Here is a 23,707-nt window from a genome sequence, read left to right on the forward strand (position 1 = left end):
TTAGTCGGGCTGTTCAAGTGATTTGAGGTAGTCGTATATCGCCATCTGTGCACGGACTTTACGGCGATTGCCGCGCGGCACGTAGCGATTGCTCAGTTCTTTATCAAGATAGCGCGCTTTCACCGTATCGTTGAAGAGGAGATCGAAAATATCCAGCACCCGCTGTTTCAGCCGCGGATCCAGCAGCGGCGCGGCAACTTCGATACGATAGTCAATATTGCGCGTCATCCAGTCCGCCGACGATAGCCAAACCTGCTTATCGCCGCCGTTTTCAAAGCAATAAACCCGGTCATGCTCAAGGAAACGGTCAACAATGCTGGTCACGCGAATGTTTTCGCTGATGCCTTCGAGGCCGGGGATCAGCGAGCACATGCCGCGAATAAGTAAATTAACCGGCACGCCGGAGCTAGACGCGGCATAGAGACGGTCTACCAGGCCTTTATCGACGAGGTTGTTCAGCTTCAGCATGATCCCCGACGGCTGGCCATTCTGCGCGTTGGCTATTTCGCGATCGATCATCTCATACAGCAGGCGGCGCGAGTTCTGCGGTGAAACCAGCAGATAGTCGAAGTTGACCGGGCGGTATGGGTTTTCGATAAAGTTAAATACCCGACGCACTTCATTGGTGATGCGCGCATCGGCGGTCAGCAGCGAGTAGTCGGTGTAAAGCCGCGCGGTTTTTTCGTTGAAGTTTCCGGTACCGATATGCGCATAGCGAACGACTTCATCGCCCTCTTTTCGCGAAACCAGGAACAGCTTGGCGTGGATCTTGAGGCCCGGCGCGGAGAAGATAACGTGCACGCCGGCTTCGGTCAGGCGCTTAGCCCAATGAATATTGGCTTCTTCATCGAAACGCGCCTGCAGCTCCACGACCACCGTCACTTTCTTACCGTTGTGGGCGGCATGAATCATCGAATCGATAATCCGTGAATCTTTCGCGACGCGGTAGATGTTGATTTTGATAGCCAGCACGCTTGGGTCGAAAGAGGCCTGGCGCAGCAGCTCAAGGACGTGTTCAAACGTATGGTACGGGTAGTACAGCAGCACGTCGCGTTCGCGAATCGCGTCAAAGCCGTTACGGAATTTATCGAACCACAGATGGCGCAGACGCGGCATCGGTTTATTGACCAGATTAGCTTTGCCGACGTTCGGGAAGCCGATAAAGTCTTTAAAGTTGTGGTAACGACCGCCCGGCAGCATCGAATCGTAATTGGAGATAGAGAGCTTATCGCGCAGCATTTCGACCATTGCGTCCGGCATGTCGCGCTGATAAACGAAGCGCACCGGCTCGGCGGTCAGACGCTGTTTCAGGCTGGAGGACATCAGCTCCATCAGGCTCGATTCCATCTCGTGCACCAGATCGTATTCGGCGTCACGGGTCATTTTCATCGAGTAGGCGTTCAGCGCGTCGTAATCGAAAAAGCCCTTGAAGATATCATCCAGGCAGTATCGCAGGATATTATCTAGCAAAATCATTGGCTTGCGCCGGCGAGGCGCTTCCGGCGGCAGGTTCACAAAACGCGGCACCTTGTCAGACGGAATCTCCAGCAGCGCGTAATTGATGGTATCCCCGCGAATAATTTCGACGGCCAGGTAGGTGTAATCATCCTTCAGAAACTGCACCAGATCCGTTTCGCGATTAATCAGAATTGGCGTGATGTGCTGACGAAGATACAGCTTGAAGTAGTTACGCAGCCAGGACTGCTGGTTGACGGAGAGCTGGCGTTCGTTGATCAGGAAAATCTGGTTACGCGCCATTTCCAGCAGCAGCTCGTTGTATAAGCCGTCAAATTCCTGATCGGCCTTAAGCACGCGAGCCTGGATTTTGCCTAGCAGGTGACGAGAGTGGGCGGTACTGCCTTGTTCTTCGCTAATGATGATGCGGCGCTTAAGTTCGGCGAACCGCACTTTATAGAATTCATCGAGGTTGTTGGAGTAAATTCCCAAAAAGCGCATGCGCTCAATCAGCGGGTTGCTTTTGTCCGCCGCTTCCTGAAGTACGCGTTCGTTAAAGGACAACCAGCTGAGTTCTTTTTCGATGTATAGCTTTTCCTGGCCCATTACAGCTCACACTCCGGTTGATGTATGTTGCTTTTTCATTATGGCGAGCTTTGCCACTGAATGTCCAATTATGTCAAAGAAGTATGACTGTTTTCTTGCAGTATATAGCGAAGAAAAACAGACGATTTTCACGACATACGTTATGGTCAAGGCAAGGTGAGATTCAGGAGCAAAACCATGTGGGAGACGCGGGCGTTAGAACTGAATAATCAGGATATATGGAACTGGTCATCGGTATGCAATCTGGTCAGGTATGCCTCTCAGCACGGCTTTAATACTATCGTGGTGGGGCAGGCAGATCTCTTCGGTAAGCTGGTGTCCCCGAAGGGATATACGCCTTTTCACTATAACGATAGCGTTTCCAGTCAGCAGCGAGCGCGCTGTGTCTACCTTAATCGTCTCGCCATGTATTGCCGCGAGCAGGGGCTGCGATTTTATTTACAGGCGAAAGAGCTGGGGTTCCCAACGGAATTGCTGTTGTCGCATAAGTATCTGCTGGATAACCAGCAAGGGATCCTTTTTGATGTCGATTTCTGGAGCCGCTGGCTGACAGACAAAATTCGCGGCGTTTGTCAGGGAATTCCAGCGTTAACGGGGTTAATTATTGCGCTTTCCAGCACCGATGGTTTATTGCCGATTACGCGTCCTAAATGGGATATAAACGCCAGGGATGAGCCTGAAAATGCCCGGCAACCGTCGCAAAGCTTTGTGCTCTATCGCCGTTGTTTTCAGGCGCTGAGCCAGGTGGTTAGCGCGCAAAATAAACATCTGGTTTTACGGGTTTTCCCTGCAAGTAATGATGATCTTGGCACCGTTCTCGATGCTATCGAGCCGCTTCCGCCAACCGTTTCGGTATCGATCAAGTTAACGCCAGAACGTTTCTGGCCAGCATTTCCAAATAATCCCGCGCTGCTTCAGGTCACTCTGCGCGACGTCTGGGTTGATATTGATTTAGCCGGCGAAGAGGTGGGTTGGGGCGTTATGCCTTTCTTGCGCATCGATGAGTTAAAAGGCCGACTGCTGTGGTGCCAAAGCGCGAATCCCAGAATCACCGGTGCGATATGCAAAACCAGTTGGGAGAGCGTTGATAACCACTGGATACCGGAAACGTTAAGCGAATGCAATTTGTTTGCCTGTAGCCAGCTGTTAGGTCATGGCGCGGGAAAGACCCAGGAGCAGCTGTTGGATCTCTGGCTGGCTGAGCGTTACGGCTGGTGCCCCGATGTTTCAGTCGCCCGCCGTTTTCAGCAGCTACTGGAGCAGGCAACGGAGCTGCTTTACCAGGCGATTTACGTCCGCGATCACGTTTTTCACCGCCATAGTCAGCTACCGGAAAGCTATGGTCAGGCCGTATGGAGTTTGTACAGCCAGCTGGCGCGCGATCACTGGCTGCCGGGGTCGGCCCAGGACATCCACTTCACGCGTGACGATCCGCAAAAATCGATGGAAAACCTCACGCGAATTGCGCAAGAGAAGGATGAGGTCGCGGCAGAGGCCCTGAAACTATGCGCGCAGGCGCTGGAGTTTGCCGAGAATGCCGCGTTTCCCGCGGCGCTCTATCGGCTCTGGCAGAATGAATGGCGAGGGCTGGCGCTCTACTGTCAGCTGTTCACGCATGCGCAGAAGGCTTTTTTTACGCTGCATTTTGCTCGTGAGGTGGAGAATAGCTGGAGTATGAGAGAAATCTGCCATATCAACGTGCAGGCGTTGTATCAGGGGGCATCCGAAATGGAGATGCTTTGCCAGCAGATGCGCGAAGCATCGCCTGGGTTTCATATTATGTTCGATGCGGGTCGGGTTCGTAGCCTGGCCGATAGCCTGAGCAGCGAACTGTCGGCGCTCAGGCATTAGGTATTACCGCGTGCGGTATAAAGCCTCGACCAGGCTGAGTATCGCCAGCGCCTGGCCATATGGCATCGCGGTCAGGGGGATCCGCCGGTAATGGTCAAGATCGTGTCCCATTGCCGTGCCAAATGAGACCTGGGTTAATTCCCCCTCCGGCGAGATATGCTCAATAATGCCTGCAATTGCTCGTTCGGCAACGGGCAGATAGCGGTCGTCGAGGTAGCCGAGACGTATCGCTTTCAGGATACCGGCTGCGAATCCCCCCGTTGCTGAGGCTTCAGCGTAGCTTGTGGCATCATCTAATAGCGTCGGCCATAGCCCGTTTTCACATTGACAGCGGGCGAGGGCGGATACCTGGCCCTGCAGGATGTTACAGAGCTGGCGATAGAAGGCGTCATGCTCATCAAGATTGAGCATTTCCAGCAGTTCAGGAATCGCCAATGTTATCCAGCTATTACCGCGAGCCCATAGCGCCCCGGCAAAATGGTGCCTGCCGTTGAAGTTCCAGCCGTGAAACCATAAACCGCTTTTTCTGTCCGTAAGGTAGTGAAGGTGCTGTAGAAATTGAAATTTTGCTTCTTCTACCCAGTAAGGTTTTTGTAATAAAAGCCCAAGCCTGGCCAGAGGCAGAACCGCCATCATCAAGGTGTCATCCCAGATTTGCTGATAATGCGCGTTTTCGTAGGTGACATGCTGCATGCAGCCTTCATCAGTACGTGGAATCTGACGATAAAGCGCATCTCCCCAGACTTCCAGATACGCGCGCCATTCGTGACGAGCGTCCTGCTGGTAGCGACCGGCAAGCGTCAAAAAAGGGATCGCGGTGTTAATATTTTTCTCCGGCGTTCCTTCGGCGAAGCGGGCGCTGAACCAGTCGTCAATAATCTGCCTGGCGCGAGACGATCCGGTAAGTTCATGGTAGCGGTAGAGACCAAACAAGCCGATGCCATGTGTCCATTCCCATCCCGCCCAGCCTTTTGTGTCAATCACGCGCCCGTCAGGCAGGCGCTGCAGGAATTGACCGCTGTCATCCTGAATAGCGGTGAGGCTATCGATCAGTTTTTCGATAAGAAGGATGAGTTCAGGATGGCTTATTTTCTGCGACATAGTGATTCCCTTGTGTTGTCGTTTCAGCAATGTGCTGCCAGTGGGTATTCATATGCGGATGTCCGGTAAGCAGCTCTACGGTTTGTCGTACCTGCGTTGATGCATCTTCTGGTTTACCGCCAGACCGCAGACGCTCTAGCTCGCAGGTCAGCGTCTGATGACACTCCTGGCTTAGACGAAAGCGAAACGCGCCGTACATCGCCAGCAGAGTGAGTAAACCCGGTCCGATAAGGAATACCCACCAGATGCCGTTTAGCGCGGCGGCATCTTGCGATTCAGCGCCTTTGGTAAAGCCAAACGCCTCCAGCGCCAGTCCGACAATAAACAGGGCTAGCGCCTGGGAAAATTTGCGCGTTAGCATCATGACGCCCGCGTAAATGCCTTCACGTCTGACGCCGGTATAAGCTTCATCCACATCAGGTAAAAAGTTGTAGACGTTCCATGGGATAAGATAGGTTCCGCCGCGTGCGATACCCATCACGATGGCTCCACCCAATAAGAGCCATGACAAATGACTTATGGAGGCGGAAAGCTGGCTGAACCACAATAAGGCGCACATAATCAATCCAATCGCCAATTTATAGGCGTTGCCGTTGCCGATGCGAATACAAAGCCAGGTAAAGAAAGGGATGGCAAAAAATTGAAATAGCGTCATCAGGCTCATTGCCTGGGAAGCTAAGGATGCGCCGACCTGAAGTACGTAGGTGAGATAGTGCATAAACAGCGAGCCGAAAATATCCAGGGCGACGGCTCCGCCCACGTACATCATGATGTGAATGCGAAAAGTACGTAAACGGAAAGTTGAAGCCATCTCTCGATACAGCGAGATAAGTGTTTTTCCCATCCCGCGCTGAGCCGAAGGCGGCGGCAGATTCTCCCGCTCCCAGGTTCCCCGCCAAACGAAGATCCACGGTAGGGCGAAGAGTACGGAAAAGACCAGGCCGATATATAAAAATGCCTGCGATTTATCGGCGACGTGCGCCAAAATTTGTCCTGGGATAAGTGCAGATAAAAACGCTGTCGCCTGGGCAAATAGCATCCGCGCGCCAGACATTTTTGAACGCAGATCGTAACGCGATGTCATCTCCGCGGGCAGCGTATCGTAGGGCACCATCAAGAGAGTAAAAACGGTGCTGAATAACAAATAAGTGCCAAGATACCAGGCATAGCCAAAACCGCTTACCCACATCAGGGCAAAGCAAAAAGAGAGCGGCGCGCCGATAATAAAGAATAGTCGGCGTCGCCCCCAGCGCGTGCGAATATTGTCGGTGATATAACCCATGATCGGGTCGGTGATGCCATCCCAAATTTTGGCGATCGCAAAGATGGATGCGGCGGCGGCGGGAGAAAGACCCGCCACTTCAATATAAAAATAAAGCAGCCAAAGCCCGGTGATCGTCATTGCGCCGCTGCCGAAGATATCGCCCATCCCCCAGCAGAGAATATTGCGTGTTTTTACTTCCCGTGGTGCCGTTACTGTCCTCGTCATTTTCCTGTCTCTTCTGTCAGTAAAGAGGAAGTAGCACAGTAAAAGAGGTGAAAATTTTGCGGAATCGTCATCAAGTCGCTTTTGTTAAGAACTGAGAGCGAGGTGTTGAAAGCGGATTAAATGAAATAAATAGCGTGATATGGCCAGCAGTATTCGCACGGGCGAAAAAATGAAATGTGATGTCCATCGCTATTTCTGCGGAAGATGGGAGAAGAAATGTGTGCTTAATCACAGATGAACAGCGGGAAAAAAGGGAGTTGTGAGAATGCCGACAGATTACCTATGTCAGGGCTGTTTTGCCCTACGGCGATCGATAATGACTGTGTTCAGATAGCTTTCCCGTTTCATCTCAGGAAAACCTATGAACATTTTTCTTTCAAACTGGCACCCGCACGCAGATGGTATGACTCGCGACACTGAGATTTTTCAAAAAGCGCTGGATACCTTATCGCAAGCGGGCGGCGGTACGCTGGTGGTGGAAAGTGGAAAATATTACCTTGGCGGGTTACGCATGGGGTCAAATACCTGTCTGTGGTTGTCACCCGGTGCGGAACTCATCGTCAGCGATAATTATGCTGACTTCACCCAGGCGGTGGCCTTAAGCCGTGCAGAGTGCTCCGACCGGGCTTTTCTCTATGCCCGGGATGCCGAAAATATCTCGATTTGTGGGGGCGGTACTATTTACGGTAATGCCGATGGTTGGTTCTCCTCATCGGTTGACGATATGGGCTATCGCACGCCCGCCGAACAGCGACCGCGCATCATTCTTCTGGAAAATTGCCAGCGGGTCAGGCTGGAAAATATCCGTGTACACCATGCGCCGATGTGGACCATTCATCTTGTTTCGTGTTCACAGGTGGTGATTGATGGCATTAGCGTTGATAACGATCTGACCATGGCGAATACTGATGCGCTGGATATCGATAGCTGTCAGCAGGTACATATTGCTAATAGTTTTTTTAGTGCGGCGGACGATGCAATTTGTCTGAAAACCACCGATAAACCGGCGGCTATCCAACGACCTTTACGTCAAGTGACAATCGTCAATTGTACCCTGCGCTCAAAAAGCTGCGCTTTTAAAATCGGCACGGAAACCTGGCAAGATATTGAAGATATTGTGGTCAGCAATTGCACTATCTTTGATTCGAATCGCGGTATTGGCCTGATTTCACGCGATGGCGGCCGGCTACGAAGAATGCTCTTTACCAGCATGACTTTTGCGTGTGTGGCGGCGCCAGCCTGTCACTGGGGGGAGGCGGACCCGATTTTCCTCTCCGCGCGTCGCAGGCATCCGCAGATCGAGCCCGGTGAGATTACGCAAATCCAGTTTCGCGGGCTTAGCGGAGAATGTGAAGGCGCCATCAATATGCACAGTGAAACCCCAGCCACGATCAATCGAATACGACTTGAGAATATTCAGCTTACCCAGCGGCTGCATCGCCACGGCGGGCAGGGGAATTATGATATTCGTCCGCCTTGTAATCCTCTTTCGCCAACAGGAATGGGTATCGATAACGCCTGGTGCCTCAATCCAGAGACGGGAAAGGCCTGGGGAGTCGAACCCTATCCTGGAGGGCTACCCGTCCTGTTTGCGCAAGGGGTTTCCGATTTGGTCGTCAGAGGACTTGATTGGCAGCGTCCAGTCCCCCTACCGGCAGGCTGGAACACGCAAGCGCTGTGTCTGGAAAAGTGCGAGCGGTCATCGGTGCGGGAAGCCTGAGCCAATGAAAAACGCCTCCAGCGGACGCCAGAGGCGGGAAAGTTTACTCTTCTGCCGCGTATCCCTGCGGCGGAAGAGGAACATTGTCAAGCCAGGCTTCGTTGCCCTCCGCGCGCAGGCGGCCGTCGACAAACCAGCTGATAGCCAGGGGGTAGATATCGTGTTCCTGAGCTTGTACGCGGGCGGTGATGTCGTCTTCGGTATCTTCAGCGAACACCGGTACCTTAGCCTGCAGAACCACCGGGCCTCCGTCCAATTCGTCAGTGACGAAATGCACCGATGTTCCGTGCTCTTCATCACCATTTTCCAGCGCCTGGCGATGGGTGTGCAGCCCCGGATACTTTGGCAGCAGGGAAGGGTGGATATTCAGCATACGCCCCTGATAGTGGGCGACAAAAGCCGGGCTAAGAATCCGCATGTAGCCGGCCAGCACCACCAGATCCGGCGCGTAAGCATCGATCTCGTGCATCAGCTCGCGGTCAAAGGCTTCCCGGTTGGCAAACTGGCTGGCGGCGAGCGCGTGAGCCGGAATATTGGCCGCGCGCGCGCGCTCAAGGCCGAACGCGTCGGCCTTGTTGCTGAAGACTGCACGCAGGGTGCCGTTGATTTTCTTCCGGGCGCAGGCGTCAATGATCGCCTGCAGGTTGCTACCGTTACCGGAAATCAGCACCACGATGTTTTTCATTCAATGACCACACGCTGTTCGGAATCAGAGGCTTTGATATACCCTATTTTCCACGCGCTTTCACCTTTGTCGTTCAGGAAGGCAACGGCTTTATCCGCCGCTTCCGCCGGCAGCGCGATAACCATGCCAACGCCGCAGTTAAAGGTGCGATACATTTCGTGGCTGCTGACGTTACCGGCGGTTTGCAGCCAGTTGAACACGTCCGGCCACTGCCAGGAGGATTCATCGATGACTGCCTGAGTGTTGTCCGGCAGGACGCGCGGGATGTTTTCCCAGAAGCCGCCGCCGGTCAGGTGGGCGATGGCGTGCACGTCGAGGTTGGCAATCAGGTCGAGTACGGATTTCACATAAATGCGGGTCGGCGCCAGCAGATGGTCGGCCAGCGGTTTACCGTTGAGATCGGTGGTTTGCGGGTCAACGCCGCTGACTTCGATAATTTTGCGCACCAGAGAGTAGCCGTTCGAGTGCGGGCCGCTGGAAGCCAGCGCCACCAGCACGTCGCCGTCGGCCACTTTGCTACCGTCGATAATTTCTGATTTTTCTACTACGCCGACGCAGAAACCAGCCACATCATAGTCTTCGCCGTGGTACATGCCCGGCATTTCCGCCGTCTCGCCGCCCACCAGCGCGCAACCTGACTGCAGGCAGCCTTCAGCGATGCCGCTGATTACGCTCGCCGCGGTATCGACATCCAGTTTGCCGGTGGCGTAGTAATCCAGGAAGAACAGCGGCTCTGCGCCCTGAACCACAAGGTCGTTTACGCACATGGCGACCAGGTCGATACCGATAGTGTCGTGACGCTTCAGGTCCATCGCCAGACGCAGCTTGGTGCCGACGCCGTCGGTGCCGGAGACCAGAACCGGTTCGCGATACTTCTGCGGCAGCGCGCACAGCGCGCCGAATCCGCCCAGTCCACCCATCACTTCCGGGCGACGGGTTTTCTTCACCACGCCCTTAATACGGTCGACGAGAGCGTTGCCTGCATCAATATCCACGCCGGCATCTTTATAGCTGAGAGAGGTTTTATCGGTCACTGCGAAGTCTCCACGCGTTTGCGGTAGCAATAAAAAACGGCGCAATTCTAACAGGGATAGCAAACGTTTGCGAGCCTGCTTTGCAGTCGACGTAAAACGGCCGTTAAGTGCGCAAATTTGATACTGTTCACGAAAATGAAACCGGGTACAGTCTTCTGCTTGCCAGCGTTGCCGGGAATAATCATCATGCCACTGAAACCGGTTTCTTTTGTGCTGCAAGCAGAGAGAAACCGTGAATTTGATGGATTCTGGAGGAAAGCTGAGGATGAAAATTGCCGCATTTGATATCGGTGGCACGGCGTTAAAAATGGGGGTAATGACGCGCGAAGGCACGCTGCTGGAGAAAGGAAAGCAGACCATCATCGACAGCGACGGCGACCAGATCCTGCAGGCGATGCTGGTGTGGATCGCCGCGCACCCGGCGTGCGAAGGGGTGGCCATCAGCGCGCCCGGCTACGTTAACCCGCATACCGGCTTTATCGAAATGGGCGGCGCCATCCGTAAATTCGATAACTTCGCCATCAAGGACTGGCTTGAGCAGCAGGTGCGCCTGCCCGTGGCCATTGAGAACGATGCTAACTGCGTACTGCTGGCCGAGCGCTGGCGGGGTAAAGCCGCCGACATGAGCAACTTTCTGGTCCTGACCATCGGCACCGGCATCGGCGGGGCGATTTTCTGTAATAACCAGCTGGTCCACGGCGCGCGCTTCCGCGCCGGCGAGTTCGGCTATATGCAAACCGCGCGTCCGGGTACCCGCGATGTGCGGCGCTATTCGATGAATGAAAACTGCACGCTGCGCGTGCTGCGCCATCGCTACGCTGAGCATATCGGCAAGGCGCTGGATGACGTCACTGGCGAAGAGATTTTTGACCGCTACGATGCGGGCGACGCCATCTGTCGACGTCTGGTCGCGGAATTCTTTAACGGCCTGGGCACCGGACTATATAACCTCGTTAACTTATTCGACCCGCAAACGATTTTGATCGGCGGCGGGATTGTGGAACGGCCGGGCTTTCTGGCGCTGCTGCGCGAACATCTGGCCTGGTTTGGCATTGCGGAATATATCGACACCGTTAGCCACGGCAACGATGCCGGGCTGGTAGGCGCGGTTTACCATTTCAATCAGCAATACCGGTCGCATAGCGGCGACTGCGCATAGGGAGAGAACATGTCTGGATTTAAAGAAGGTTTTCTGTGGGGCGGCGCGGTGGCGGCGCATCAGCTGGAAGGCGGCTGGAAAGAGGGCGGTAAAGGGGTTAGCGTCGCCGACGTGATGACCGCAGGCGCGCACGGCGTACCGCGCGAAATCACCGATGGCGTGTTGCCGGGGAAAAACTACCCCAACCACGAGGCGATCGATTTTTATCATCGCTATAAAGACGACATTCAGCTGTTTGCCGAAATGGGCTTCAAGTGCTTCCGTACCTCCATTGCCTGGACGCGCATCTTTCCGCTGGGCGATGAGCAAGAGCCTAACGAAGCCGGGCTGCAGTTTTACGACGACCTGTTCGATGAGTGCCGCAAGCACGGCATCGAGCCGGTTATTACGCTCTCCCACTTCGAAATGCCGTACCATCTGGTGACGGAGTACGGCGGCTGGCGTAACCGTAAACTGATTGATTTCTTCGTCCGCTTTGCCCAGGTGGTGTTTACCCGCTACCAGCATAAAGTGAAGTACTGGATGACCTTCAATGAGATCAATAACCAGGCCAACTTCCACGAGGATTTTGCGCCGTTTACCAACTCCGGACTGAAATATCTGCCGGGAGAGGACCGCGAGCCGGTTATGTATCAGGCGGCGCACTATGAACTGGTCGCCAGCGCGCTGGCGGTTAAAGCCGCTCGCGAAATTAACCCGTCATTGTGGGTTGGCTGCATGATCGCCATGTGCCCGATTTACCCGCTGAGCTGCGCGCCCAACGACATGATGATGGCGATGAACGCCATGCACCGCCGCTACTGGTTTACCGATGTTCACGTCCGCGGCCGCTACCCGCAGCATCTGCTGAACTACTTCGAGCGCCGCGGATTTGCGCTGGATATCACCGAAGAAGACCGCGTGGCGCTGACCCAGGGCTGCGTCGACTATATCGGCTTTAGCTACTATATGTCGTTCGCCACGAAAGCAACGGATGACAACCCGCAGCTGGATTATGATGAAAGCAAGAGCCTGGTCTCTAACCCGTACGTGCAGAAGTCAGATTGGGGCTGGCAGATTGATCCGGTCGGGCTGCGCTACTCCCTGAACTGGTTCTGGGATCACTATCAGCTGCCGCTGTTTATCGTCGAGAACGGCTTCGGCGCCATTGATGTTCGCGAAGCGGACGGTTCGGTGGATGACCAGTATCGAATCGACTATCTCTCTGCCCATATCGCCGAGATGAAAAAAGCGGTCGTTGAGGATGGCGTGGACCTGATGGGCTACACCCCATGGGGCTGTATCGACCTGGTCTCCGCGGGAACCGGTGAGATGAAAAAACGCTACGGCTTTATCTATGTAGATAAGGACAATGAGGGCAACGGCACGCTGGCGCGTAGCCGCAAGAAATCTTTTGCCTGGTATCAGCAGGTTATCGGCAGCAACGGCGACAAGCTATAAAACTGCCGTAAAGCCCCATCCAGCCCCGCCTTCGCGGGGTTTTTTTATTTTGTCTTATACTGGCTCAGGCAGCGTAAAGCATTTTGGTTGATCCCGGTCAAACATATCGGCTATGGCGTAAAAGGTAAAAGGCGGTATAATCCGGCGATTTTTTTTGTGGCTGCCCCTCAGAGGAGAAAGAGAATGAAGATCGTGGAAGTGAAACACCCACTCGTCAAACACAAGCTGGGCCTGATGCGTGAGCACGACATCAGCACCAAACGCTTCCGTGAACTCGCCTCAGAAGTTGGCAGCTTACTGACTTATGAAGCAACTTCCGATCTGGCGACTGAAAAAGTCACCATCGAAGGCTGGAACGGCCCGGTAGAAATTGAGCAGATCAAAGGCAAGAAAATTACCGTTGTGCCGATTCTGCGCGCGGGTCTGGGAATGATGGAAGGCGTGCTTGAGCACGTACCCAGCGCGCGCATCAGCGTGGTGGGCATCTACCGTAACGAAGAGACCCTTGAGCCGGTTCCTTACTTCCAGAAGCTGGTATCTAATATCGACGAACGCATGGCGCTGGTGGTTGACCCGATGCTGGCAACCGGCGGTTCAATGATCGCCACCATCGACCTGCTGAAAAAAGCGGGCTGCAGCAGCATTAAGGTGCTGGTTCTGGTGGCGGCCCCGGAAGGCATCGCCGCGCTGGAAAAAGCGCATCCGGACGTTGAGCTGTACACCGCGTCCATTGACCAGGGCCTGAACGAGCACGGATACATTATTCCGGGGCTCGGCGACGCCGGCGATAAGATTTTTGGTACGAAATAATTGATGAAGTAGAAAAAGCCGACTTTGAGAGTCGGCTTTTTTTTGAATAAAACACACCAACAGCAATCAACAAACGACTCTCAGAGGAAAATGCCATGACGCGCCGTGCTATCGGGGTGAGTGAAAGACCGCCGCTTTTACAGACAATCCCGCTTAGTTTGCAACATCTGTTCGCCATGTTTGGCGCAACGGTACTGGTGCCCGTTCTGTTCCATATCAACCCGGCTACGGTACTGCTGTTTAACGGCATCGGAACGCTGTTATATCTTTTCATCTGCAAAGGCAAAATTCCGGCTTATCTTGGATCGAGCTTTGCGTTTATCTCTCCGGTGCTGCTTTTGCTGCCGCTAGGTTACGAAGTCGCTCTCGGCGGATTCATCATGTGCGGCGTGCTGTTTTGCATCGTCTCTTTTATCGTCAAAAAAGCTGGAACCGGCTGGCTGGACGTGATGTTCCCGCCGGCGGCGATGGGGGCGATTGTCGCGGTTATCGGCCTGGAGCTGGCGGGCGTCGCGGCGAACATGGCCGGTTTGCTGCCCGCTGACGGGCAATCGCCGGACAGCAAAACCATCATTATTTCGATGGTGACGCTGGCGGTGACGGTTTTCGGTTCGGTGCTGTTCCGCGGTTTCCTGGCGATTATCCCGATTTTAATCGGCGTGCTGGTCGGCTACGCGCTCTCCTTCGTGATGGGCGTCGTCGATACCACGCCCATCGCCGAGGCCCACTGGTTCGCGCTGCCGACCTTCTACACCCCGCGCTTTGAATGGTTTGCGATTTTCACCATTCTGCCCGCCGCGCTGGTGGTGATCGCCGAACACGTTGGACATCTGGTGGTGACGGCCAATATCGTCAAAAAAGATCTGATCCGCGATCCGGGCCTGCATCGTTCAATGTTTGCCAACGGCCTGTCTACGGTGATCTCCGGCTTCTTTGGCTCAACGCCAAACACCACCTACGGTGAGAACATTGGCGTGATGGCGATCACCCGCGTCTACAGCACCTGGGTTATCGGCGGCGCGGCGATCATCGCGATTCTGCTCTCCTGCGTCGGCAAGCTGGCGGCGGCGATCCAGATTATCCCGCTGCCGGTAATGGGCGGCGTTTCGCTGCTGCTGTACGGGGTCATCGGCGCATCCGGGATTCGCGTGCTGATCGAATCTAAAGTCGATTACAACAAGGCGCAGAACCTGATTCTGACCTCCGTTATCCTGATCATCGGCGTCAGCGGCGCGAAAGTGCATATCGGCGCCGCTGAGCTGAAAGGCATGGCGCTGGCGACCATTGTCGGCATCGGCCTGAGCCTGATCTTCAAGCTGATAAGCGTGCTGCGTCCGGAAGAGGTGGTCCTCGACGCTGTGGATAGCGAAGAAGCAAAACATTGATCCCTATACCGGGCGGCGATCCCGCCCGGTTCTCTCCTTGCCTATTTCTGTGCTAAACTCTCCGCGTTTTTCTGCAAGCCTATGTTGAGGTCCATCTGAACGCACCGGCACAGCTCTCTTTGCCACTGTATCTTCCCGATGATGAAACTTTCGCGAGTTTCTGGCCGGGTGATAACCCTTCTCTTCTTGCTGCCCTTCAGAACGTGCTGCGGCAGGATCATAGCGGATACATCTATATCTGGTCACGGGAAGGGGCGGGGCGCAGCCATCTCCTGCACGCGGCCTGCGCGGAACTCTCCCAGCGCGGCGATGCGGTGGGCTACGTTCCGCTGGATAAACGGACGTGGTTCGTTCCTGAAGTACTGGATGGAATGGAACAGCTGTCGCTGGTTTGCATCGATAATATTGAATGCGTGGCGGGCGATGAACTGTGGGAAATGGCGATTTTCGACCTCTACAACCGCATCCTCGAGTCTGGTAAAACCCGGCTGCTGATCACCGGCGATCGACCGCCGCGCCAGCTTAATCTCGGGTTGCCGGATCTGGCCTCTCGTCTCGACTGGGGGCAAATCTACAAGCTGCAGCCGCTGTCGGATGAAGATAAGCTCCAGGCGCTTCAGCTGCGCGCCAGGCTGCGCGGTTTCGAAATGCCGGAAGACGTCTGCCGCTTCCTGCTCAAGCGCCTGGATCGCGAAATGCGTTCGCTATTTATGACCCTCGATCAGCTCGATCGCGCTTCGATTACCGCCCAGCGCAAGCTGACCATTCCTTTTGTAAAAGAGATCCTCAAGCTTTAGCAGAGCTGCGGCTTGAGGCTCCTCCTGTTTAGTTGACGATCTCCAGTACCTGCTCCGGCGGACGACCGATACGGGCCTCGCCGTGGCTGACGACGATAGGCCGCTCAATCAGCTTTGGATTATCGATCATTGCCTGGATCAGCGCCTCTTCGCTGAGCTGCGGATTAGCGAGATCGAGGGATTTATAGAGATCTTCTTTCTGGCGCATTAAGTCGCGCGCGCTGGCCATTCCCAGCATCTTCAGCAGCTGGCGCAGCGTGGCGGCATCCGGCGGCGTCTCCAGATAGAGCACCACTTCAGGGTCGATGCCGTTAGCCTTCAGCAGGCTCAGGGTGTCGCGACTCTTGGAGCAGCGCGGATTGTGATAGATTTTGACCGTATCGGACATGAGATCTCCTTACATTTTCTGGTACGGTTTGAAGCGTTCCTGCAGCTGACGCAGCTGATCGATACGCGCATCGTAGCGGGCCTGCTGCAGGCTGCCTAATTTCACCTGTGAGCTGGCGCTGCTGAGCAGGGTAATGGCCTGATCGAGTCGGCCTACCAGCGCCATGCCTTCCGCGCGCGCTGCCAGCTCCTGATCGCGATTTCCCAGCTTAGCTTCCGCTTGCGCCAGCAAATCCCAACCATTGACGTCATCTTTATTGTTAAAGGTATAGCGGTTAAGGATCGTCGCCGCTTCCCCCGGCTGCCCGCCTTCCAGCAGGGCGTTGGCGAGGTTGAGCTGTAGTACCGGGTTAGTACGCAGTTCCCGGGCGCCCTTCAGGCGGTTAATCGCGTCTGTGGCTCGCTTTTGTCCGAGATCGATATCGGTCGCCAGGTCAAGGTACCAGGCATTTTGCGGTTCGGCGCTCAGCAGCGGCTGTAGCGTTTTGCGCGCCAGATCGTAATTGTTGCTGCCCATCGCCAGCAGCGCGCGGCCGTACTGGGCGGCGCGCTGTTCGCGAATATTGCCTTTTTCCCAGTTGCTCAGCAGGTCGTTGCCCAGCTTATTGTCGCCGGAGGTGTACATTCCGAGCGTTCTGGCTTTCGCCAGGTAGAAGTCAGGCGAGGATTGCACGACCACCGGGCGCATCTGGTTCGCACGGTTGCGGGCGTCGGCGAGACGGCTTTCCGGTAAGGGGTGGGTCAGCAGCATTTCCGGCGGCCGGGTCGAGTAACGCGACTCGTCAAGCAGCTTGCCCATAAACGCCGGCATCGCCTGCGGATCGAAACCTGAACGTTGAAGGACCTGAATACCAATGCGGTCGGCCTCTTCCTCGTTTTGGCGGGTAAAGCTGATCAGCCCCTGCTGGCTGCCCGCCAGGGTGCCGGTCAGCGCGGCCATGCCGGCCTGCGGGCTGGCCATCGCCAGCAGAATCGACCCCAGCGCGCCAACCCAGGTCAGCGGAGCGTTGCGCTTTTGGTCTTCCATCGCGCGGGCAAGGTGGCGCTGGGTGACGTGAGAAATTTCGTGCGCCATGACCGACGCCAGCTCGCTTTCATTATCCGAGTAGCGGAACAGCGCCGAGTGCAGTACGACGTTACCGCCGAAGAAAGCAAAGGCGTTTATTTGATCGTTATTAATCAGATAAAAGTGGAACGGAGTGCGCACCGAATTGGCGTGCGCCACCAGGCGCATGCCTAAACCGTTGATATATTGCACCAGCAGCGGATCGTTAATTAACGGCGCGCTGCCGCGCAGCTGGCGCACGTAATAATCTCCCATCTGCATTTCCTGGCCAATGGAGAGCGTGCTTCCTGCGGAGGTGCCCATGTCCGGCAGAGTGTCTGCGGTATCGGCAAAAGCAGGTAATATTGAACCCAGCGTCAGCGACGCTATGACGGTCGCCACCAGCGTTTTCTTCAACTGCCTGAACATAACCTCTGTCCTGTAATGTAGGTGTGCCAGTTTGACCGATTGTGCGGCGTAATGTTCCCTGACCGCAAGCAGGTTCAGCGAGTTTAGCCGTCGTTCGCGGCGTTGCAAATATGATATTCACCCGGTCATTAATGTTTGTGGTTTTACCCATAAAAAGCGAAGTCTTTTTTGTGACATTTCGATACAATTCCCGAGATTGTTACAGCTCCGCTCTTCAGGGAAGGGTTTTATGCTTCAGATGTTAATGCAGTGGTACCGTCGTCGGTTCAGCGATCCGGAGGCGATAGCGCTGCTGGTCATTTTGCTGGCTGGGTTCGGCATTATGTTTTTCTTCAGCGGCCTGCTGGCACCTCTACTGGTATCTATTGTTCTGGCCTATTTGCTGGAGTGGCCCACCGTCAGGCTGGAGCGTATCGGTTTTTCACGTACCTGGGCCACCTCGGTCGTTCTGATTTTGTTCGTTGGCATCCTGCTGTTGATGGCGTTTGTGGTGATGCCGGTTGCCTGGCAGCAGGGCATTTATCTGATCCGCGATATGCCGGGAATGCTGAATAAACTTTCCGATTTCGCCGCGACGGTGCCGCGCCGTTATCCGGCCTTAATGGATGCCGGCATTATCGACGCGATGGCGGAGAATATGCGCAGCCGCATGTTAACCGTAGGCGATTCGGTAGTGAAGTATTCGCTGGCCTCGCTGGTCGGGCTGCTGACCCTGGCGGTCTATCTGGTGCTGGTGCCGCTGATGGTTTTCTTTCTGCTGAAGGATAAAGAGCAGATGCTTAACGCCGTACGCCGGGTGCTGCCGCGCAACCGCGGGCTGGCCGGGCAGGTGTGGAAAGAGATGAACCAGCAAATTACCAACTATATCCGCGGCAAGGTGCTGGAGATGATCGTCGTCGGCGTGGCGACGTGGATTGGCTTTATCCTATTTGGCCTCAACTATTCGCTGCTGCTGGCGGTGCTGGTGGGGTTCTCGGTATTAATCCCCTATATCGGCGCGTTTGTGGTCACCATTCCGGTGGTGGGCGTGGCGCTGTTCCAGTTTGGCGCGGGAACCGAGTTCTGGAGCCTGTTTGCGGTGTACCTGATTATTCAGGCGCTGGATGGCAACCTGCTGGTACCGGTACTGTTCTCGGAAGCGGTTAACCTGCATCCGCTGGTGATTATTCTGTCGGTGGTGATTTTTGGCGGTCTGTGGGGATTCTGGGGCGTATTCTTCGCGATTCCGCTGGCGACGCTCATCAAAGCGGTGGTGCACGCCTGGCCGGATGGCCTGATCGTGGAAGACGAGCATTAGCGCGAAGCCGCAAGGAATGCCCTAAAAAAAGACGCCGGGTGGTTGAGAACGACCCGGCGTCTTGCGTTTGTCTTAGCGTCAGGCGTTTTCTTTCAGCCAGTTCAGCACCACGTCGTGGTGATTGCTGGTTTTGAAATCATCAAACACATGTTCGATTTTGCCGTTGGCGTCGATGAGGAAGCTAATACGATGGATACCGTCGTAGGTTTTCCCCATAAAGGTTTTTTCACCCCAGATACCAAACTGCTCGCATACCTGATGATCTTCATCAGACAGGAGAGTGAAGTTCAGCAGCTCTTTTTCGGCGAAACGGGAGAGTTTTTCTGGTTTATCCGTACTGATACCCAGTACTTCAACGCCTGCTTTTTTCAGGTCGTCCATATTATCGCGTAAACCGCACGCCTGTACGGTGCAGCCCGGGGTCATGGCTTTCGGATAAAAATAAACCAGAACACGCTGTCCCTGGAAGTCGGTCAAATTTACTTCCTCGCCGTCCTGGTCCGGTAAGCTAAATTTCGGTGCAATATCACCGGCTTTCAGTGGGTTCATCACTCAAACTCCATCCTGTTCATCATGCTGTGAATAATTAACAATGTTAATACTGCCTTGTGCATTCAGTTCTGTACATAGGGCTTTGAACGCTTGTTCGATATTTGATGCATTTTGCGTAGTCGGGCTGTGGGCGGTGATCTGGATAAAAAGCTGTGCTGACTCGTCGTTTGCACCGGGCTGAGTGCGGGAAACCAGCTCGGCAATGTTCATTTTCCACGTATCGCACAGCGCCGTAAATCGCTCAATGATATGCGGCGAATCCGGCACCTCAACCTGAACCCAGACGGTGTTCTGCATCGCCTGAGGCGGCCTCGCGGTTGTACGCTTCATCACGATAAGCAGATCCAGCTCGGCGCCTTTCAGCGGCAGAGTTGACTCAATCAGGTTAATTGCATTCCACGAGCCGGAAAGCAGCATGATAAACGTAAACTCATCGCCAAGCATGGCCAGCCGACTGTCTTCGATATTACAGCCGCAGCTGCTGACGTGACGAGTGATCGTATTCACGATGCCTGGGCGGTCAGCACCCAACGCGGTAATAACCAGATAGTGTTGTAATGAGGCTGTCAAACCTGTTCTTCCTTTAAAAAGGTGAGGTAACGTTAGGAAAGCATAAAAAAAACCGGCATACAACATCCCTGATGGCATCGGGTCTCTTGCTTTTATTGCGACTCCAAACGTAACATTGAGAATCTTGTCCCACTTATGCTCTGAGGATGGCCCATGTTTACGGGAAGTATTGTAGCGCTTGTCACGCCGATGGATGAAAACGGCAACGTCTGCCGGTCAAGCCTGAAAAAACTGATTGATTATCATGTCGCCAGCGGCACCTCGGCGATTGTTTCGGTAGGAACTACCGGAGAGTCCGCAACATTGAGCCATGAAGAGCATGGTGACGTGGTCATGCAGACGCTGGAACTGGCCGACGGGCGTATTCCGGTTATTGCCGGCACCGGTGCAAATGCAACCGCAGAGGCGATTAGCCTGACCAAACGATTTAACGATAGCGGCGTGGTTGGCTGCCTGACGGTCACGCCGTATTACAACCGTCCGACCCAGGAAGGGCTGTTCCAACACTTTAAAGCTATCGCAGAGCATACTGACCTGCCGCAAATCCTGTATAATGTGCCGTCCCGTACCGGTTGCGATATGCTGCCTGAAACCGTTGGCCGTCTGGCGGAAATTAAAAATATTATCGGTATTAAGGAAGCGACGGGGAACTTAAGCCGCGTTCATCAGATCAAAGAGCTGGTTTCAGATGACTTTATTCTGCTGAGCGGCGATGACGCGACCGGAATGGACTTTATGCAGCTTGGCGGTCACGGCGTGATTTCCGTAACGACAAACGTTGCGGCGCGCGAAATGGCCGAGATGTGCCGACTGGCGCTAGCAGGTCAATTTGCCGAAGCTCGTGCGATTAACCAGCGTCTGATGCCATTGCATACCAAATTATTTGTCGAACCCAACCCTATCCCGGTCAAATGGGCCTGTAAGGCGTTGGGTCTTGTGGCGACCGATACGTTACGCCTGCCGATGACCCCGATTACCGAAAACGGTACTAAGGTCGTTACCGCAGCGCTGAAGCATGCCGGTTTGCTGTAAAGTTTAGGGAGATTTGATGGCTTACTCAGTACAGAAGTCGCGCCTGGCGAAGGTTGCGGGTGTTTCGCTGGTTCTACTCCTCGCGGCCTGTAGTTCTGACTCGCGCTATAAGCGTCAGGTGAGCGGCGACGAGGCCTATTTGCAGGCAACGCCGCTTAGTGAACTTCACGCGCCAGCAGGGATGATCCTGCCGGTTCAGGTGGGTGATTATAATATTCCGGTTGCAACCAGCACCGGTAACACAGGCAAAGCCCTGGACATCCGTCCGCCGGCCCAGCCTCTGGCGCTGGTCAGCGGCGCGCGTACGCAGTTTAACGGTGATACCGCAACGCTGATGGTGGAAAACGGTCGCAGCGGTTCGCTGTGGGCGCAGGTGGCAAGCATCGTGCAGTCGAAAAACTACACTATCGCTAAACGCGACGATGCCAGCCAGACGCTGAATACCGACTGGGTCGAATGGAATCGCCTCGATGAAGACCAGCAGTACCGTGGTCGCTATCAAATCTCAGTTAAACAGCAGGGCTACCAGCAGGCGGTGATCGTGAAGCTGGTGAATCTGGAGCAGGCGGGTAAACCTGTTGCCGATCCGGCTTCGCTGCAGCGCTACAGTACCGCCATGCTGAACGTCATTTCCGAAGGTCTGGATCTGAACGCGACCAGCGCGCAGAACGCCGCGCAGAAAAATGCCGGGGCAACCTTCGACGTGCAGAGCGGGGCTGATGATACCGGCCTGCCGATGCTGATCGTTCGCGCACCGTTTAATCTGGTATGGCAACGCCTGCCGGGCGCGCTGGAAAAAGTGGGTATGAAGGTAACTGATAGTTCTCGCTCTCAGGGTAACTTGTCCGTGACCTATAAACCGCTTTCCGACAGCGGCTGGACCGATCTGGGCGCTCGCGACCCGCAGCTGGTGTCCGGCGATTATAAACTGCAGGTCGGGGACCTCGATAACCGCAGCAGTCTGCAGTTCATCGACCCGAAAGGTCATACTCTGACGCAGTCGCAAAACGATGCCCTGGTTGCCGTATTCCAGGCCGCATTAAGTAAGTAATTAACAGGGCTGGAGCAATCCGGCCCTTTTTAATGTATAGTGACGCAAACGTGTGCGTCGGCAGAAAAGCACAAATTTTTATCGTTAATCATCACTGGAGTGACAAAGATGCAAAAGCAAGCTGAGTTGTATCGTGGTAAAGCGAAGACGGTATACAGCACCGAAAACCCGGATCTGTTGATACTCGAATTCCGTAACGATACGTCAGCAGGGGACGGCGCTCGCATTGAGCAGTTCGATCGTAAAGGCATGGTGAACAACAAGTTTAACCATTTCATTATGAGCAAGCTGGCGGAAGCGGGTATCCCGACCCAGATGGAAGCGCTGTTGTCCGATACCGAGTGTCTGGTTAAAAAGCTGGATATGGTGCCGGTGGAGTGCGTGGTGCGCAACCGCGCCGCCGGGTCGCTGGTGAAACGCTTAGGGATTGAAGAAGGCATTGAGCTGAATCCGCCGCTGTTCGATCTGTTCCTGAAGAACGACGCCATGCACGATCCGATGGTCAACGAATCCTATTGCGAAACCTTTGGCTGGGTGAGCAAAGAGAACCTGGCGCGGATGCAGGAGCTGACCTTCAAAGCTAACGATGTGCTGAAAAAGCTGTTTGACGACGCGGGCCTGATCCTTGTGGACTTCAAGCTGGAGTTTGGTCTGTTCAAAGGCGAAGTGGTGCTGGGAGACGAATTCTCTCCGGACGGCAGTCGTCTGTGGGATAAAAAAACCATGGATAAAATGGACAAAGACCGCTTCCGCCAGAGCCTCGGCGGCCTGATTGAAGCCTACGAAGAAGTCGCCCATCGCCTGGGCGTGAAGCTCGACTAATCCCCCGACGCCAGAAGAAGTTTTCTTCTTCTGGCGCTCTTCTTGCTGTTTCCTGTGGTAATCCTTCGCTGAACCGCCTACGATCTTATTCATTGGTTAATATGATGAATTGAGGTGCTTATGCGCTGGCAAGGACGTCGCGAAAGCGACAATGTAGAAGATCGTCGTGGTCAATCTGGTTCACCAATGGGCGGCGGAGGCGGTTTTCGTCTCCCCAGCGGCAAAGGCGGCATCGTGCTGCTGATTATTGTCCTGGTGGCGGGCTATTACGGCGTAGATTTAACCGGCATGCTGACCGGCGAACCGGTAACACAACAGCAAACCACCACTCAACGCTCCATCAGCCCGCAGGATGAAGAGGCCGCGAAATTCACGAAGGTGATTCTGGCGGACACGGAAGATACCTGGGGCGCGATTTTTAAAGATATGGGCCGCCAGTACGCGCAGCCGAAGCTGGTGATGTATCGCGGCGCGACGCGGACCGCCTGCGGCACCGGCCAATCGGTGATGGGGCCTTTTTACTGCCCTGCGGACAGCACGGTGTATATCGACCTGTCATTCTACGATGAGATGCAAAGCAAGCTCGGCGCCGGCGGCGACTTCGCGCAGGGCTACGTTATCGCCCACGAGGTTGGCCATCACGTTCAAAAGCTTCTGGGTATTGAATCGAAAGTGCGCCAGCTGCAGCAAAACGCTTCGCAGGCGGAAGCGAATCGCCTGTCGGTGAAAATGGAGCTACAGGCGGACTGCTTCGCGGGCGTCTGGGGCTACAATATGCAGAAGCAGGACTATATGGAGACCGGCGATCTGCAGGAGGCGCTGAACGCCGCAGAGGCGATTGGCGACGATCGCCTGCAGCAGCAGAGCCAGGGGCGCGTGGTGCCGGACAGCTTTACCCACGGGACGTCGCAGCAGCGCTATACCTGGTTTAAACGCGGCTTTGATAGCGGCGACCCGGCGCAGTGCAACACCTTCGGCAACGCGCTGTAA

Annotated in this window: 21 protein-coding genes; 12 read left to right on the plus strand and 9 right to left on the minus strand. The window is 54.8% G+C overall.

Translation table 11 applies throughout. The annotated features are described in order from the left end of the window. A complete protein-coding gene (gene ppk1, locus GUC22_RS06630) occupies positions 1-2,061 on the minus strand; it encodes a polyphosphate kinase 1 (protein ID WP_102649913.1) in 2,061 nt (686 codons plus the stop codon). Between the two features lie 177 nt (positions 2,062-2,238). On the opposite strand from ppk1, the gene GUC22_RS06635 reads away from it, so the two are divergent. Next, positions 2,239-3,912, plus strand: coding sequence for a hypothetical protein (locus tag GUC22_RS06635; protein WP_024359338.1), 1,674 nt, complete (start codon positions 2,239-2,241; stop codon positions 3,910-3,912). Positions 3,913-3,915: 3 nt separating this feature from the next. Here the strand turns inward: GUC22_RS06635 and GUC22_RS06640 are convergent, their stop codons facing one another. Continuing rightward, positions 3,916-5,013 (minus strand): glycoside hydrolase family 105 protein, encoded by a 1,098-nt coding sequence (locus GUC22_RS06640; RefSeq protein ID WP_024359337.1) that lies wholly within the window; start codon positions 5,011-5,013, stop codon positions 3,916-3,918. Beyond that, positions 4,988-6,442 carry an MFS transporter gene (locus tag GUC22_RS06645; RefSeq protein ID WP_049088330.1) on the minus strand — a complete coding sequence of 485 codons (1,455 nt, stop codon included), beginning with the start codon at positions 6,440-6,442 and terminating at the stop codon, positions 4,988-4,990. The genes GUC22_RS06640 and GUC22_RS06645 overlap by 26 nt, the downstream gene beginning before the upstream one ends. A 421-nt stretch (positions 6,443-6,863) precedes the next feature. Here GUC22_RS06645 and GUC22_RS06650 point away from each other — a divergent pair, with 421 nt between their 5' ends. After that, a complete protein-coding gene (locus tag GUC22_RS06650) occupies positions 6,864-8,222 on the plus strand; it encodes a glycoside hydrolase family 28 protein (protein ID WP_049130676.1) in 1,359 nt (452 codons plus the stop codon). Positions 8,223-8,265: 43 nt separating this feature from the next. Here the strand turns inward: GUC22_RS06650 and purN are convergent, their stop codons facing one another. Together purN and purM are read right to left on the minus strand one after the other, a co-directional pair. After that, positions 8,266-8,907 (minus strand): phosphoribosylglycinamide formyltransferase, encoded by a 642-nt coding sequence (purN, locus tag GUC22_RS06655; RefSeq protein ID WP_004853109.1) that lies wholly within the window; start codon positions 8,905-8,907, stop codon positions 8,266-8,268. Next, positions 8,904-9,941, minus strand: a complete 1,038-nt coding sequence (gene purM, locus GUC22_RS06660) for a phosphoribosylformylglycinamidine cyclo-ligase (protein ID WP_098141018.1) — start codon at positions 9,939-9,941, stop codon at positions 8,904-8,906. The genes purN and purM overlap by 4 nt, the downstream gene beginning before the upstream one ends. A gap of 265 nt (positions 9,942-10,206) precedes the next feature. Here purM and bglK point away from each other — a divergent pair, with 265 nt between their 5' ends. The 5 genes from bglK to GUC22_RS06690 all read left to right on the plus strand — a co-directional run bounded on the left by bglK (position 10,207) and on the right by GUC22_RS06690 (position 15,532). Further along, entirely contained in the window at positions 10,207-11,100 is an 894-nt protein-coding gene (gene bglK, locus GUC22_RS06670; RefSeq protein WP_004136493.1) for a beta-glucoside kinase BglK, read from the plus strand. Between the two features lie 9 nt (positions 11,101-11,109). Then, the gene (locus GUC22_RS06675) at positions 11,110-12,540 is read left to right on the plus strand and encodes a 6-phospho-beta-glucosidase (RefSeq protein WP_004136494.1); all 1,431 of its coding nucleotides are present in this window, start codon (positions 11,110-11,112) and stop codon (positions 12,538-12,540) included. Positions 12,541-12,723: 183 nt separating this feature from the next. Beyond that, on the plus strand, positions 12,724-13,350 hold the full coding sequence (gene upp / locus GUC22_RS06680) for a uracil phosphoribosyltransferase (protein ID WP_004123492.1): 627 nt from the start codon (positions 12,724-12,726) through the stop codon (positions 13,348-13,350). Positions 13,351-13,445: 95 nt separating this feature from the next. Then, positions 13,446-14,735: a uracil permease gene (gene uraA / locus GUC22_RS06685; RefSeq protein WP_049130681.1), complete on the plus strand. Its 1,290-nt coding sequence runs from the start codon at positions 13,446-13,448 to the stop codon at positions 14,733-14,735. A gap of 95 nt (positions 14,736-14,830) precedes the next feature. Continuing rightward, positions 14,831-15,532: a DnaA inactivator Hda gene (locus GUC22_RS06690; RefSeq protein WP_212739160.1), complete on the plus strand. Its 702-nt coding sequence runs from the start codon at positions 14,831-14,833 to the stop codon at positions 15,530-15,532. Between the two features lie 28 nt (positions 15,533-15,560). Here GUC22_RS06690 and arsC read toward each other — a convergent pair whose 3' ends face one another. Both arsC and bepA read right to left on the minus strand, forming a co-directional pair. Continuing rightward, on the minus strand, positions 15,561-15,920 hold the full coding sequence (arsC, locus tag GUC22_RS06695; RefSeq protein ID WP_004136504.1) for an arsenate reductase (glutaredoxin): 360 nt from the start codon (positions 15,918-15,920) through the stop codon (positions 15,561-15,563). 9 nt (positions 15,921-15,929) lie between these two features. Next, a complete protein-coding gene (gene bepA, locus GUC22_RS06700) occupies positions 15,930-17,393 on the minus strand; it encodes a beta-barrel assembly-enhancing protease (RefSeq protein ID WP_160183435.1) in 1,464 nt (487 codons plus the stop codon). A gap of 229 nt (positions 17,394-17,622) precedes the next feature. On the opposite strand from bepA, the gene GUC22_RS06705 reads away from it, so the two are divergent. Then, positions 17,623-18,690 carry an AI-2E family transporter gene (locus GUC22_RS06705; protein ID WP_004123481.1) on the plus strand — a complete coding sequence of 356 codons (1,068 nt, stop codon included), beginning with the start codon at positions 17,623-17,625 and terminating at the stop codon, positions 18,688-18,690. A 78-nt stretch (positions 18,691-18,768) separates the two neighbouring features. On the opposite strand, the gene bcp is transcribed toward GUC22_RS06705, so the two are convergent. Together bcp and GUC22_RS06715 are read right to left on the minus strand one after the other, a co-directional pair. Beyond that, a complete protein-coding gene (gene bcp, locus GUC22_RS06710; RefSeq protein ID WP_004104423.1) occupies positions 18,769-19,239 on the minus strand; it encodes a thioredoxin-dependent thiol peroxidase in 471 nt (156 codons plus the stop codon). A gap of 3 nt (positions 19,240-19,242) precedes the next feature. After that, a complete protein-coding gene (locus tag GUC22_RS06715) occupies positions 19,243-19,812 on the minus strand; it encodes a glycine cleavage system transcriptional repressor (protein WP_004123480.1) in 570 nt (189 codons plus the stop codon). Between the two features lie 153 nt (positions 19,813-19,965). Between GUC22_RS06715 and dapA the strand changes: the two genes are divergently transcribed. The 4 genes from dapA (at position 19,966) to GUC22_RS06735 (ending at position 23,707) form a co-directional block, all read left to right on the plus strand. Further along, positions 19,966-20,844 (plus strand): 4-hydroxy-tetrahydrodipicolinate synthase, encoded by an 879-nt coding sequence (dapA, locus tag GUC22_RS06720; RefSeq protein WP_004136508.1) that lies wholly within the window; start codon positions 19,966-19,968, stop codon positions 20,842-20,844. A gap of 16 nt (positions 20,845-20,860) precedes the next feature. Next, positions 20,861-21,895, plus strand: coding sequence for an outer membrane protein assembly factor BamC (gene bamC, locus GUC22_RS06725; protein ID WP_004104418.1), 1,035 nt, complete (start codon positions 20,861-20,863; stop codon positions 21,893-21,895). A gap of 108 nt (positions 21,896-22,003) precedes the next feature. Then, complete coding sequence (purC, locus tag GUC22_RS06730) at positions 22,004-22,717, plus strand: phosphoribosylaminoimidazolesuccinocarboxamide synthase (RefSeq protein WP_024359332.1); 714 nt, start codon at positions 22,004-22,006, stop codon at positions 22,715-22,717. A 120-nt stretch (positions 22,718-22,837) separates the two neighbouring features. Continuing rightward, positions 22,838-23,707 (plus strand): neutral zinc metallopeptidase, encoded by an 870-nt coding sequence (locus tag GUC22_RS06735; RefSeq protein ID WP_024359331.1) that lies wholly within the window; start codon positions 22,838-22,840, stop codon positions 23,705-23,707.

The sequence above is a fragment of the Klebsiella sp. MPUS7 genome, assembly GCF_009905335.1.
Classification (GTDB): domain Bacteria; phylum Pseudomonadota; class Gammaproteobacteria; order Enterobacterales; family Enterobacteriaceae; genus Klebsiella; species Klebsiella grimontii.